Origin of the sequence: Novosphingobium sp. fls2-241-R2A-195, assembly GCF_030209485.1 — a bacterium.
GTDB classification, from domain to species: Bacteria; Pseudomonadota; Alphaproteobacteria; order Sphingomonadales; family Sphingomonadaceae; genus Novosphingobium; species Novosphingobium resinovorum.
Genome location: NZ_JARVRY010000027.1, coordinates 281603 through 294261, shown reverse-complemented (window position 1 = coordinate 294261; position 12659 = coordinate 281603). Strand labels below are relative to the sequence as shown.

Annotated in this window: 19 protein-coding genes; 11 read left to right on the top strand and 8 right to left on the bottom strand. The window is 65.5% G+C overall.

From position 1 onward, the window contains the following. Positions 1–18: 18 nt before the first annotated feature. The 6 genes from QRN25_RS21390 to pspF form a co-directional block, all read right to left on the bottom strand. A complete protein-coding gene (locus QRN25_RS21390) occupies positions 19–777 on the bottom strand; it encodes a DUF448 domain-containing protein (RefSeq protein ID WP_285021245.1) in 759 nt (252 codons plus the stop codon). Continuing rightward, positions 758–2380 carry a transcription termination factor NusA gene (gene nusA, locus QRN25_RS21385; protein ID WP_285021244.1) on the bottom strand — a complete coding sequence of 541 codons (1623 nt, stop codon included), beginning with the start codon at positions 2378–2380 and terminating at the stop codon, positions 758–760. Before nusA ends, QRN25_RS21390 begins: the two co-directional genes overlap by 20 nt. A gap of 3 nt (positions 2381–2383) precedes the next feature. Then, on the bottom strand, positions 2384–2956 hold the full coding sequence (rimP, locus tag QRN25_RS21380; protein ID WP_036530229.1) for a ribosome maturation protein RimP: 573 nt from the start codon (positions 2954–2956) through the stop codon (positions 2384–2386). A 148-nt stretch (positions 2957–3104) separates the two neighbouring features. Continuing rightward, on the bottom strand, positions 3105–3404 hold the full coding sequence (locus QRN25_RS21375) for a CcdB family protein (RefSeq protein WP_285021243.1): 300 nt from the start codon (positions 3402–3404) through the stop codon (positions 3105–3107). Continuing rightward, on the bottom strand, positions 3404–3646 hold the full coding sequence (locus QRN25_RS21370) for a type II toxin-antitoxin system CcdA family antitoxin (protein WP_069709076.1): 243 nt from the start codon (positions 3644–3646) through the stop codon (positions 3404–3406). The genes QRN25_RS21375 and QRN25_RS21370 overlap by 1 nt, the downstream gene beginning before the upstream one ends. A gap of 59 nt (positions 3647–3705) precedes the next feature. Then, positions 3706–4722, bottom strand: a complete 1017-nt coding sequence (pspF, locus tag QRN25_RS21365) for a phage shock protein operon transcriptional activator (protein ID WP_285021242.1) — start codon at positions 4720–4722, stop codon at positions 3706–3708. A 160-nt stretch (positions 4723–4882) separates the two neighbouring features. On the opposite strand from pspF, the gene QRN25_RS21360 reads away from it, so the two are divergent. The 7 genes from QRN25_RS21360 to QRN25_RS21330 are packed head-to-tail and all read left to right on the top strand — an operon-like array spanning position 4883 to position 7521. Then, entirely contained in the window at positions 4883–5086 is a 204-nt protein-coding gene (locus QRN25_RS21360) for a hypothetical protein (RefSeq protein WP_271181914.1), read from the top strand. After that, positions 5083–5913 carry a phage shock protein PspA gene (gene pspA, locus QRN25_RS21355; RefSeq protein WP_008830685.1) on the top strand — a complete coding sequence of 277 codons (831 nt, stop codon included), beginning with the start codon at positions 5083–5085 and terminating at the stop codon, positions 5911–5913. Before QRN25_RS21360 ends, pspA begins: the two co-directional genes overlap by 4 nt. A gap of 27 nt (positions 5914–5940) precedes the next feature. Further along, positions 5941–6333: a PspC domain-containing protein gene (locus QRN25_RS21350; RefSeq protein WP_008830686.1), complete on the top strand. Its 393-nt coding sequence runs from the start codon at positions 5941–5943 to the stop codon at positions 6331–6333. A 34-nt stretch (positions 6334–6367) separates the two neighbouring features. After that, positions 6368–6649: a hypothetical protein gene (locus QRN25_RS21345; RefSeq protein WP_008830687.1), complete on the top strand. Its 282-nt coding sequence runs from the start codon at positions 6368–6370 to the stop codon at positions 6647–6649. A 10-nt stretch (positions 6650–6659) separates the two neighbouring features. After that, complete coding sequence (locus tag QRN25_RS21340) at positions 6660–6968, top strand: hypothetical protein (RefSeq protein ID WP_285021241.1); 309 nt, start codon at positions 6660–6662, stop codon at positions 6966–6968. Then, positions 6965–7273 carry a hypothetical protein gene (locus tag QRN25_RS21335; RefSeq protein ID WP_271181918.1) on the top strand — a complete coding sequence of 103 codons (309 nt, stop codon included), beginning with the start codon at positions 6965–6967 and terminating at the stop codon, positions 7271–7273. Before QRN25_RS21340 ends, QRN25_RS21335 begins: the two co-directional genes overlap by 4 nt. Then, positions 7270–7521, top strand: coding sequence for a hypothetical protein (locus QRN25_RS21330; protein WP_271181919.1), 252 nt, complete (start codon positions 7270–7272; stop codon positions 7519–7521). Before QRN25_RS21335 ends, QRN25_RS21330 begins: the two co-directional genes overlap by 4 nt. A gap of 623 nt (positions 7522–8144) precedes the next feature. On the opposite strand, the gene QRN25_RS21325 is transcribed toward QRN25_RS21330, so the two are convergent. After that, positions 8145–10205 (bottom strand): NAD(+) synthase, encoded by a 2061-nt coding sequence (locus tag QRN25_RS21325; RefSeq protein WP_502910487.1) that lies wholly within the window; start codon positions 10203–10205, stop codon positions 8145–8147. A 199-nt stretch (positions 10206–10404) separates the two neighbouring features. Between QRN25_RS21325 and QRN25_RS21320 the strand changes: the two genes are divergently transcribed. Together QRN25_RS21320 and QRN25_RS21315 are read left to right on the top strand one after the other, a co-directional pair. Further along, positions 10405–10815: a SufE family protein gene (locus tag QRN25_RS21320; RefSeq protein ID WP_036530240.1), complete on the top strand. Its 411-nt coding sequence runs from the start codon at positions 10405–10407 to the stop codon at positions 10813–10815. Then, on the top strand, positions 10802–11161 hold the full coding sequence (locus QRN25_RS21315; RefSeq protein ID WP_008833376.1) for a YbaN family protein: 360 nt from the start codon (positions 10802–10804) through the stop codon (positions 11159–11161). Before QRN25_RS21320 ends, QRN25_RS21315 begins: the two co-directional genes overlap by 14 nt. A gap of 1 nt (position 11162) precedes the next feature. Here the strand turns inward: QRN25_RS21315 and QRN25_RS21310 are convergent, their stop codons facing one another. Then, positions 11163–11678, bottom strand: coding sequence for a sterol desaturase family protein (locus QRN25_RS21310; protein WP_285021238.1), 516 nt, complete (start codon positions 11676–11678; stop codon positions 11163–11165). Positions 11679–11892: 214 nt separating this feature from the next. On the opposite strand from QRN25_RS21310, the gene QRN25_RS21305 reads away from it, so the two are divergent. Together QRN25_RS21305 and QRN25_RS21300 are read left to right on the top strand one after the other, a co-directional pair. After that, complete coding sequence (locus QRN25_RS21305; protein ID WP_285021237.1) at positions 11893–12255, top strand: hypothetical protein; 363 nt, start codon at positions 11893–11895, stop codon at positions 12253–12255. 102 nt (positions 12256–12357) lie between these two features. Beyond that, positions 12358–12621, top strand: a complete 264-nt coding sequence (locus QRN25_RS21300) for a hypothetical protein (protein ID WP_008832914.1) — start codon at positions 12358–12360, stop codon at positions 12619–12621. Positions 12622–12659 lie beyond the last annotated feature (38 nt).

Genomic DNA, 12659 nt, shown 5'->3' with positions numbered 1-12659 from the left:
CTCGTCTTCGCCCTTCGCTCAATTCGTCGTCACGGAGTCGGCCTGGGCCGCTCCGTAAGTGTCATCCATGCCGGGCCTGTGTAAGTCACTTTGGCCGTCGTCCCCGTTCGAGGCCTCCCGGCTGATGACCTGCCCTTGGAAATGCAGGAGGCGCTTTAGCAGCGTTTCGACTCGGTCAGCCGCTCCGCGATCGCTCAGCGCCAGGTGAACGACGTTGTCGCGGCCCAATGCCACAGACAACGTGTCCCGGTCCAGAGGCAAGGTGACGCCTCGTAAACCAGTTCCTTCCGCCTCGGACCCGACCCGCCAGGCCTGGTCCAGCTTGCGCGATCCGTCTTCACGCGCATCGGCGGCATGGGCCAGCCATTCGACCCGGCCTTCACGCGCGTTCTGCGCGATGCGGTCCGAGCCCATGAGCAGCCTGCCCGATTTCAGTTCGAGGCCCAGCCGGTCAGTCAGTGCGCGGGACAGCGCAGCCTCGATCCGATCCGCCAGATCGTCGGGGATGGTGATGGCCGCGCCCTTGTAGGCCCGCGCCAGTGCTCCCTTAAGTTTGTTCTTCGACACCGCGATTTCAAGGTCTGCGCGAGAAACGCCGATCCACGCGCCGCGCCCCGGGGCACGCGCGTGGATGTCGGGGAGCACCATGCCGTCAGGCGAGATCGCCAAACGGATGAACTCTCCCCGCGCAGCTTTCCCACCGGAGAGGATGCATGTCCTCTCCGCCGGGGTGCCTTCGATGTCGGAGCTTACGCGCTCATTGCGAGGAATCCGCATCGGCGGCCTCCTCAATCTGGGGTTCGTCTTCGAACCAGTGCGCGCGGGCCGCCATGATGATCTCGTTGCCCTGCTCTTCGGTCAGGCCGTACTCGCCGAGCACGCCGCCCTTGTCCTCGTCGCGGCCAGCGCGCTTGTTCACCGAACCGTCGCGGCGACGCTGTTCAGTGCGCTTCTTGGCGATGAGTTCATCGGTCGCGAGGTCGGCGAGGTCGTCGAGCGTCTTGATCCCGCCCTTGCCCAGCACGACCAGCATCGCTTCGGTGAGGTGCGGCAGTTCGGCAAGCGCATCCTCGACGCCCAGCGCACGGCGGGCTTCGCGGTTGGCTTCCTCGCGGCGATCGAGCGCTTCCTGCGCACGGTTCTGCAGTTCTTCGGCCAGCTCCTCGTCGAAGCCTTCGATGTTCGCCAGTTCGGCGGCATCGATGTAGGCGACTTCTTCCAGCTCACTGAAGCCTTCGGCGACCAGCAGCTGCGAGAGCGTCTCATCGACGTCCAGCTCTTCCTCGAACATCTTCGAGCGCTCGACGAATTCCTTCTGGCGCTTCTCCGAGGATTCCGCCTCGGTCATGATGTCGATCTGCGAGCCAGTCAGCTGCGATGCCAGACGCACGTTCTGGCCGCGACGGCCGATCGCGAGGCTGAGCTGGTCGTCAGGCACCACGACTTCGATGCGGCTTTCTTCCTCGTCGATGACGACGCGGCTGACGGTCGCGGGCTGCAGCGCGTTGACCACGAACGTCGCGGTGTCCTCGCTCCAGGGGATGATGTCGATCTTCTCGCCCTGCATTTCCTGCACGACGGCCTGCACGCGGCTGCCCTTCATGCCGACGCAGGCGCCGACCGGATCGATCGAGCTGTCGTTGCTGATCACGCCGATCTTGGCGCGCGAGCCCGGATCGCGGGCAGCGGCCTTGATCTCGATCACGCCGTCGTAGATTTCCGGGACTTCCTGCGCGAACAGGCGCTTCATGAAGTCCGGGTGGGCGCGGCTGAGGAAGATCTGCGGGCCGCGGTTCTGGCGCTCGACGCGCAGGACCAGCGCACGCACGCGCTCGCCAACGCGGGCGGCTTCGCGGGGGATCTGCTGGTCGCGGCGGATCACGCCCTCGGCGCGGCCGAGGTTGACGATCACGTGGCCGAACTCGACCGACTTGATGACGCCGGTGATGACTTCGCCGGCGCGGTCCTTGAACTCTTCGTACTGACGGTCACGCTCTGCGTCGCGGACCTTCTGGAAGATCACCTGCTTGGCCGACTGCGCGTCGATACGGCCGAGGTCTACCGGAGGCAGCGGATCGACGATGAAGTCACCCAGCGCAGCGCCCTTCTGGAGCTTCTCGGCCTGCTTGAGGTCGACCTGCTTGAAGTAGTCCTCGACCTCTTCCACGACTTCGACGACGCGCCACAGGCGCAAGTCGCCGGTACGCGGATCGAGCTTCGCGCGGATGTCGTTCTCGGCGCCGTAGCGGTTGCGGGCCGACTTCTGGATGGCTTCTTCCATCGCCTCGATGACGATCGACTTGTCGATCATCTTTTCCGAAGCAACGGAGTTCGCAATCGCGATCAGCTCGGCGCGGTTGGCGGAAATCGCACTGGCCATGGCTTAGTCTTCCTGTTCCTCAAGAATGTCGTCCGCGCCGCTGGTATCCTGCGGGCGGCTTGCTGCGATGAGCCTGTCGGTAAGGATCAGCCTTGCCGACTGAACGTCTGCGAGCGGGAAGGACACGCGGCCGGACTTCTTGTCCTCCAGCGTGACCACTTCGCTTCCTGCCTCACCCTCGATGCCGACGAGGTCGCCGTGCAGGCCCTTGCGGTTGCCTTCGACGGGATTGATCAGGTTGATCTTCGCCTCATGGCCCGCCCAGTTGGCGTAGTCCTTGATGCGGGTGAGCGGACGGTCGATGCCCGGCGAGCTGACTTCGAGGCGATAGGCCTCCTCGATCAGCGTCTCGCCCGCTTCCTCCAGCGCATCCATGCGGTCGGAGATGCGGTGCGACAGCGCCGCGCAGTCGTCGAGCACGAGCTGGCCGGTCTTCGGGTCCTCAGCCATGATCTGGAGCGCAATCTCGTCGTCACCGACTTCGCTCTTGCCGAAAATGCGCACGCGCACGAGATCGAAGCCCAGGGCATTGACCTCCGGCTCGATGACTTCGGTAAGGCGTGCGATATCGACCAATCTGGCTTCCGTTTCGTTTGTGCTTGCCGTGTGATGAGCAACGCGGTTTCGCGCCGGCCCCTACCGGCGCCAGCCCGTTCGTTGTTTCACCAATTACGGGATGACGGCCAGATAGTCGCGATTCTGGAAAAATGCAAGGGGAGAAGGGTCAGTACCCGGAGATGAGCATGTCGAGGGCATTGCCGATCGTGAGATCGTGTTCGTGGAGCGACGTCACCCGAATCCGTAAATCCGACGCCGGCACCGATGTAACCAGTTGAGGCACCATGACGCAGCGCACGCCCTCAATCTCGAAAACGGGATTGAGACGCGGAACCGGAGGCGGTGCTTCGGCAAGTGGCAACAAGGGCGCGACAAACCTGGTCGCGAAGTCGCTCAACAGGTCAGCCTGACAATCAAGCATGTAGCCATCACGATGCGCCATTCGATACACATCGAATTTGGCCATCAGAACGGGCGATAGCGAGCCAGAGGCAACCCGTTGCGCTCGACATAGTCATTGAAAGAGGCAATCGCCTCGGCATTTTCCCGGCGCCAGCGTTCGGCGCGGGTTTCCGCGACCTGTTCGGCAAGACCCCGTTCGCAGGCACTGGATACGTCCACATCCAGAGCACGCGCCTCATCGAGAAGCGCTGAATCCAGCGAAACGCTGGCAGCCTTGCGGACTACGGGAGCAGAAGCCTTGGACATGCCTGCATCCTACATGCGCAGGCAACGCGCCTCAAAGCATTAAATGTCCGATATCGAGCCTAAGCCCGCCCCTGATGCAACCCGTGCTTCTTGAGGCAGTGGCGCAACTGGTCGTAAGTCAGGCCCAGCGCACTCGCCACCTTGCGCTGGTTCCAGCGCAGGCGCTCCAGGGCCGCCAGCAGCAGGCCGCGCTCGTGCGCCTCGACCGCGTCGCGCAGAGAGGCTGGGGCCTCTGACGGCATTTCCGGCTCCGCCGCGCAGGGCAGCGGCGCAGGCACCACCTCCGCCATCGCGCGCAGCCCCCATGCACTGACGAAGGGATCGAACACCACTTCCGCGATCGGCGCAGCCTCATCCCCCCAGCGGTAGACCGCGCGCTCGACCACATTGCGCAGTTCGCGCACGTTGCCGGGCCATTCGTGCGCCTCCAGCGCCTCCATCGCGGCGCCCGAGAAGCCGGGGAAGCGACCCCACTCCAGTTCGCTGGCCATGCGGCGGCCGTAGTAGTCGGCCAGTTCCGCGACGTCCCCTTCCCGCGCGCGCAGCGGCGGCAGGGTGATGACCTCGAAGCTCAGTCGGTCGAGCAGGTCGGCGCGAAAGGTGCCCTCGGCGGCCATGCGCGGCAGGTCGGCGTTGGTGGCGGCGACGATGCGCACGTCCACCGTCACCGCGCGCGAGGAGCCGATGCGCACCACCTCGCCATATTCGATCGCGCGCAGCAGACGCTCCTGCGCCGCCATCGACAGGTTGCCCAGTTCGTCGAGAAACAGGGTGCCGCGATCCGCCTCCTCGAACCGTCCTGCCCTGGCCCGTGTGGCCCCGGTGAACGCGCCCGCCTCGTGGCCGAACAGTTCGGCCTCTATCAGCGTCTCGGGCAGCGCCGCGCAGTTGAGGGTCACCAGGGGCTCGCCCCAGCGCGGCGAGAGATGGTGCAGGCGCTGGGCGATCAGTTCCTTGCCGGTCCCGCGCTCGCCGATGACGAGGACCGGACGGCGCACGGCGGCGGCGCGGCTGGCCCGCTCGACCGCATCGAGGAAGGCAGAGGACTGGCCGATGAAGTGGGTGTCGCGCTCCATTCCTGAAACTTAGCGAAATTTCCCATTCATTGGCAATTCATTTTACGCGCACTTTCGCACGGAGAAACCGAAATCCCGCAAATCCGCCATTCGCGCAGTTTGGCACGGGGGTTGCTATTACCTCGGCAAGACCAAGTTCAGGACTAGAGGAAACTTCGACATGCTCCCGATCACTGCGAACAGCACCGGCCAGGGACGCTCCACCACCCCGCGTTCGACACTGGCCCGCACCAAGCTCGACTGGGCGATCATCGTCAGCATGCTGGCGATGGGCGCACTCAATCTCGTGGCGCTGGCCGACAAGGTCGCGGTGCCCGAGGCGCATGCCTCCTCGGTGCATTCGTGCGGAGCGCCGCTCGCATGAGCAGGCTCGACGCGGAGATCGAAGTGCTCCAGAATCCCGCCCCGAACGCACACTTCAATCCGGGGCGCGCCTACCGCTTCGACGCCGATGACATCCGGGCCACGACGGGTACTTTCACCTCGGGCCGCAGCTTCACCACAGGAACCACCGCCATGGGCATCTTCTCCCGCACCCGCGACATCATCGCCGCCAACTTCAACGACCTGCTCGACAAGGCCGAAGACCCGGCCAAGATGATCCGCCTGATCATCCTCGAGATGGAGGAGACGCTGGTGGAAGTGCGCACAAGTTCGGCCCGCACGATCGCGGACCAGAAGGAACTGCGCCGTCACGTGGGCAAGCTGGACAAGCTGCAGGCCGACTGGAACGACAAGGCGCAGCTGGCGCTGTCCAAGGACCGCGAGGACCTTGCCCGCGCCGCGCTGATGGAGCGCAAGAAGGCCGCCGACATGGCCGAGCAGCTCTCGGCCGAGATCCTGGTGCTCGACGATGCGCTGCGCGCCTACGAGGCTGACATCGAGAAGCTGCAGACCCGCCTGCGCGAGGCCCGCAGCCGCCAGTCGTCCATCGCGGCCCGCTTGCAGAGCGCGGAAAACAGGGTCAAGCTGCGCACCCTGCTGGCGAACGAGCGCGTGGACGAAGCCATGGCCCGGTTCGACCAGCTGGAGCGCCGCGTCGACTACGCGGAAGGCCGCGCCGAGGCCATGAGCCTCTCCGACCGCCGCCAGCCGACGCTCGCCGAGGAAATCGCGGCCTTGGCCGATGGCGACTCCATCGACGCGGAACTCGCGGAGATGAAGCGCCAGATGGCCGACAAGCAACAGTAAGACATTCGAGGGAAGGGAAAACAGGCAATGTCTCGCGGACAATTCTATCTCGACAAGTCGAACGCCAAGATTTCGGGCGTGTGCTCGGGGATCGCGGATTACACCGGCGTCGATGCGCTGTGGATCCGGCTGGGCGCCGTGCTGCTGCTGTTCGCCGGGTTTCCGATCGTGATCGCCATCTACTTCGGCGTGGCCTGGCTGGCAGACAGCCGCCCGATGGGCCTCTATTCCGAGGACGAGGAAATGCGCCTGCTGCGCCGCATGGAACGCCGCCGCGCCCGCAAGGGGCTGACGGCAGCGCCTTCCTCCAGCCGCCTGCGCACCGATCTGTCCGACATGGACCGCCGGATCGCGGACATGGAGGCACACTATTCCAACAGCAACTCGCGCCTTGCGGCCGAGATCGACTCGCTGCGCTGACACGCGGCCATCCGGGCAACAGGGACACGACGACATGGAAGACGCAATCTGGGTGCTGATCCCGCTCGCACCGTTCATCATGGGCGGCTTCGCGATCTGGACCAAGCACCAGCGCAAGCTCGCCGAACTGCAGATCGAGGCGACCGCCGAAAAGGCCGCGCAATACGCCTCACACAGCCGCGAACTCGAAGAGCGCGTGCGGGTGCTGGAGCGGATCATCACCGACGGCGGCTATGACACCGCCCTCCAGATCGAGGCGCTGCGGGACCGGCGCGAGGTCGAAAGCGCCCGCACGGCCGAGCCCAAGATCAACTGAGGAGACCGCCATGCAATGGGGTGGACCGGACTTCGTCCTCGTCATCGTCGGCATCTGTACCGGCGGCTGGGTGCTCAACACCTGGATCCGCGCGCGCCACGGCTATGCGCTGGAGGACGAATGGGGCGGCAAGACCGAGCGTGCGGATCACGCGGCGGCAGCGCGACTGGCTGAAGAAAACGCGCAGCTGCGCGCCCGGCTGGAAGCGCTGGAGAGCCGCACCGCCAGCCTCGAAACCATCGTCACCGATACCGGATACACGACCGCCGCGCAGATAGAGAGCCTGCGCGCGCCGCTTCAGAAGGCAGCATCGCAATGAGCCCCGGCGATTTCCTCGGCCTTTGCGCCGTCCTCATCACCATCATCTCGGTCTTCGCGATCCTGATGGGCGCCTACAAGCGTCGCCTGGCCTTCCTCGAGCGCAAGCTGGAGATCACCGTCGGCGCGACCGCCGAAAAGGCCGCACAGTACGCAGCGCAAAACAGCACGCTTGAAAATCGCGTGCGGGTGCTGGAAAGAATCATCACCGACGGCGGCAGCGGCCACGACATCGCGCTCCAGATCGAAGCGCTTCGAGTCGAGGACGCGCACGACGGCGATAGGGTGAAGGTGACCAAGCAATGAGTTTCTGGACTGCCGTAGTCGTTCTTTTCGCCATCGGCTGCGTGACCTGGCTCAAGTCCCAGCGCTACCGCGCGCTGGGCGACAAGCGGGACCGCGAGGCCGGCGGCTACGATCACACCGCCCGCGAACACGAACTGGAGCGCGAGGTCGAGACCATGCGCAAGCGCATCGCTGTGCTGGAACGCATCGCCACCGACGAACGGCGCGGCAAGGACCTTGCCCGCGAGATCGACGCCCTGCGGGATTGACATTTATCGCCAAATAGGTTATATGGCCCAGCATCCGATCCGGCGATGATCACGCCGGAGAGGTGTATCGGGTCGGCGTCGTGGGCCGGGATGCGGTTTAGCCGCGATCGCGCAAACCACGCGTCCATCGAAGACCCGGACTGTCTCTGCGCTACCGGAAACGCCGTCCATACGTTCCTGCGACATACGGCAGGACTTGGGACGGCCATCCCGGATAGCCTTCGGCCGATAACGATGCGAACCCTAACGACGGCCACATGGGACTTTCCGATGGAATACAGGTCGAGCCGGGCTGCACCGTGAGTTACCCGGCCGCTCGCCAGAGCTTCACGGAACACAAAACCCCGCGTCCCGGTGAGGACGCTCCCGACGCCGACCCGATGTTCTCGGTATTCGCGTTGATTTCCCCTGGCGTAACGGCCCGCACTCGCCAGCGGGCGTTTCCGCGTGCGCTGACTGCACGCACGGCGTCGTCATCCCAGCGAAGGCTGGGACCGCTGGCCGCGCAAAGCTCAACCCTCGGCAGGGCGTTTGAACGTTGGCTCGCCGTAACAGGCCAGCGGTCCCAGCCTTCGCTGGGATGACGGGGTTAGGCGCGCGTCCTCCCCGTTCCGGGGAGGAAGTTACGGCACCCGTTTCTCCAGTTCCGCCAGCCACACCGCCGCACTGGCGTCGGATGGCGCACGCCAGTCGCCGCGTGGGCTGAGGGCTCCGGCGGTGGACACCTTCGGGCCATTGGGAATCGCCGAGCGCTTGAACTGGCTGAACGCGAAGAACCGGCCCACGAACTTCTCCAGCCACGAACGGATGACCGGCAGTTCGTAGGCGTTCTTCTTGGCTTCCGGGAAGGCGTGCGGCCATTCCCCCGCCGCCGTGTCGCGCCAGGCGTGCCAGGCGAGGAACGCGACCTTCGACGGCTTCTGACCGAAGCGCATGACGTGGTGGAGGAAGAAGTCGTTGAGTTCGTAAGGCCCGATCTTCGCCTCGGTGCTCTGGATCGCGCCGTCGGCACCGGCGGGCACCAGTTCGGGCGAAATCTCCGTCGCGAGGATTGCCAGCAGGATTTCCTCGGTCGAGGCGCTGAACTGGTCGGTCGTGGCGCACCAGCGGATCAGGTACTGGATCAGCGTCTTGGGCACGCCCGCGTTGACCGCGTAGTGGCTCATCTGGTCACCTACGCCGTAAGTACACCAGCCCAGCGCCAGTTCCGACAAGTCGCCGGTGCCCACAACGAAGCCGCCGTGCTGGCTGGCGAGGCGGAACAGATAGTCGGTGCGCAGCCCCGCCTGGACGTTCTCGAACGTCACGTCGTAGACCGGCTCACCATTGGCGAAGGCATGGCCGATGTCATGGAGCATCGTCGTCGCGGCGGGCCGGATGTCGATCTCCTGCGCGGTGATGCCGACGGCGTCCATCAGCTTCCACGCGTTGGACTTGGTGCCCTCGCTCGTCCCGAAGCCGGGCATCGTGTAGCCCCGGATGAAGCTGCGCGGCAGGCCCAGCCGGTCGCAGGCGCGTGCCGCCACGATCAGCGCGTGGGTCGAATCGAGCCCGCCCGAGATGCCGATCACCATCGACTTCGCATGGGTCGATTCGATGCGCCGCATCAGGCCGTCGACCTGGATGTTGAACGCTTCGTAGCAGTCGGCGTCCAGCCTGTCGGCGCGCGAGGGGACGAACGGGAAGCGGCTGACCGGGCGCACCAGCCCGATGTCGCCGCCGGCCGGGGCGTGGCGGAACGGTACGGTGCGGAACGTTTCCTCCGGCTTGCCCGCGACGTCGGCGGCATCGTTGAAGGTGGGGCTGCGCAGACGATCCATGACGATGCGATCGCAGTCCACGTCGGCCACGCACAGTTCGGCCTCGAGCGAGAAACGCTCCGATTCCGCCAGCAGGTCGCCCAGTTCGTAGACGATGCCCTGCCCGTCCCATGCGAGATCGGTCGTGCTTTCGCCGTGCCCCGCCGCGCAGTAGATATAGGCCGCCATCGCGCGCGCCGACTGGGCCCGGCACAGCATGTGGCGCTCGTCCGACTTGCCGATGACGATGTTGGAGGCGGACAGGTTGGCGAGGATCGTCGCCCCCGCCATCGCGCCCAGCGAGGACGGCGGCGTCGGCGCCCAGAAGTCCTCGCAAATCTCGACGAAGAAGCGGAAGTTTTTCAGCACCTCGGACGCGAAGACGAGATCGACGCCGAACGGCACCTCCTGCCCGTTCACGGTGATCGTGGAATTGCGGACGGTCTTGCCGCTCGCGAACCAGCGCTTCTCGTAGAACTCGCGGTAGTTGGGCAGGTAGGACTTGGGCACTACGCCGAGCAGGCGGCCCTGCGCGATGACGAGCGCGCAGTTGTAGAGCCGCCCCTTGCGCTCCAGCGCGGCGCCGACCAGCAGCACCGGCGAAAGGTCGGCGCTGGCCTTGACGATCTGCGCCACCGCAGCCTCGACCGCCTCGATCATCGCGCCCTGCAGGTGCAGGTCGTCGATGGCGTAGGAGGACAGGCTGAGTTCGGGGAAGACCAGCAGGTCCACATGCGCCGCATGGGCCCGGCGCGCTTCGGCGAGGATCGCATCGCGGTTGGCGGCGACGTCGGCGGTCTTCACGCGCGGGGTCGAGGTGGCGACGCGGACGAAGCCATGCTCGTGCATGGAGAAGAACGGGTGGCTGGTGTCGGTCATCGGCATTCCTCGAATTCGTCGTCCCGGACTTGATCCGGGACCGCTGGCCGTGAACAGCCCTCCTCTCGGCAGGGCACCCTGCACGATGAAGCTCACCTAAAGACCGCCAGCGGTCCCGGATCAAGTCCGGGACGACGGTTGGCCTTTGCGAAATGTTCGCAATATCCTCTTGCCCTCGCCGCGCCCGCCTCTAAATGCCGGGTCTATGCGTGACCTGGACGATATCCGCGAAGAGTATGAATTCCTCGATGGCGACGAACGCTATCGCCTCCTGATCGAACTGGGGCGCGAGCTGGACGATATGCCCGACGCGCTCAAGACCGACGCCACCAAAGTGCGCGGCTGCTCCGCCAGCGTCTGGGTCTATCCCATGGCGCGCGAGGACGGCACCCTGCACTTCCTAGCGGACAGCAACGCGGCGATCACCAAGGGCATCGTCTCGCTGGTGATCTCGGCGGTGCAGGACAAGCCTGCCGCGACGGTGGCCGCGACCGACATTGCGGCGGCGCTCGAACCGTTCGACTTGCGCAACCAGCTCTCGTCCAACCGGACGCAGGGCGTGCCCAACATGATCGCGCTGATCCGGGAAACTGCCGCGCGATATGCCCAGGGCTAGGAAATATCTCTGGATCACGGCGGGGGTAATTCTCGTCGGGATCGGCACGCTGGGCATCTTCCTGCCGCTGCTGCCGACGACGATCTTCTGGATTCTCGCCGCCGGGTGTTTCTCGAAGAGCCACCCGGAATGGGCGGAGCGGCTCTATCAACACCCGAAGTACGGCCGCCACTTGCGCGAATGGCGCGACCGGCGGGCGATCAGCCGCAAGGGCAAGATCGCGGCGATCTCGACCATGGGCCTGAGCGTCGCGATCGTATGGTTCACCGCAGGCGAGATGTGGGCGCTGATCCCCCTCGCGGTGCTGGCGACGATCGGGACGTGGATCTGGACGCGGGCGGAGTAGCTCAATCCACCGCGTCGCGCAGGACGGCGATGCCCTGTTCGCGCTGCGCCCGCAGTTCCCGCTTGAGTACCGCCGGATCGCGCGCGACGACGAAGCCGAAGCTGACGCCGCCTTCCTTGCCGATGGTCGCATGGTGCAGCTTGTGGGCCTGCACCAGCCGCTTGGCATAGCCGCGCTTGGGCACCCACCGGAAATAGCGCTGGTGGACCAGGCCGTCGTGGATCAGCGTATAGATCACGCCGTAGACCAGCACGCCGAGACCAATCCACGTGCCCGGCCACCACGCACTTGCGCCCATCACCATCGGCGAGCCGAGTGCGAACATGGAAATGCTGATTGCCGCCCCGAACACGGCATAGAGGTCGTTCTTCTCCAGCATCCTGTCGTGCGGCTCGTGGTGGTCGCGGTGCCAGGCCCAGCCGAAACCATGCATGATGTACTTGTGGCTCGACCACGCGACGAACTCCATTGCGGCAGCGGAGGCAAGGACGATCAGGACGGCGGCAAGGGCGGACATGGCCTTGCCCTTATACTGCCAACGCCTCTCTTCACACACAAAATCCCGTCATCCCCGCGCAGGCGGGGATGACGCGACTGAAGCTGCGACACTCTCTTACAATTGCACACATCATTGCGACGGGCCGTCTAGCTGACGTTCAGTTTCACAAGCCTAATCCTGAATGCATCGGAAGCGACCTTCCGAAAACAGTTTCCAGCAAGGAGTGCGACCCATGCGCCAGTTCACCAAGTTCATCGCCCCCGCCCTGATCGCCGTCACCGGCCTGGGCGCCATCGCCCCCGGCATCGCCGAGGCCGCGCCGAACCGCCACGTCCAGGCAGCCCGCCACTACGACATTCGCTCCGACATCCAGGGCCTGCGCGCCAATATCGACCGCGCCGCCGCCCGCCGGACGATCTCGCAGCGCGAAGCCACGGGCCTGCGCCGCGACGTCGTCGATATCCAGCGCCTCTACGGCCAGTATTCGCGCGGCGGCCTCTCCGCGCAGGAGACCCGCATCCTCGGCAACCGCGTCAACAAGGTCTACGCCTCGCTGCGGATGGAGCGCCACGATTACGACCGCCGCCGCGGCTGATCGGCGACCGGGAACCCCAAGTCGCGGAATAATCCGGCAGCCTTTGCCGTAGCCCGCGGTTTCCCTCCCGGCAGAACAATCCCCCCACACAGGAATCCCCCCATGAACAAGCTGACCAAGATCATCGCCCCGGCCCTCGTCGCGCTGCTCGGCGGCGCCTCGCTGGCCCCTGCCGTCGCCGAGGCCGCACCCTACCACCACGACCAGCGCGACCATGCGCGCCGTGGCCACCACGCCCCGCCGCGCTACGTGAAGCATCACCGCGCTTCGAAGCACTACTGGCGCAATGACCGCCGCCACCACGACGACCGCCGCTATCGTTCGCGCTACGATCGCCATGACCGTTACGATCGTCGCCACCACTGATCGACCGGGCCGGTAACCCTGAATTCCGGCCCGCACAC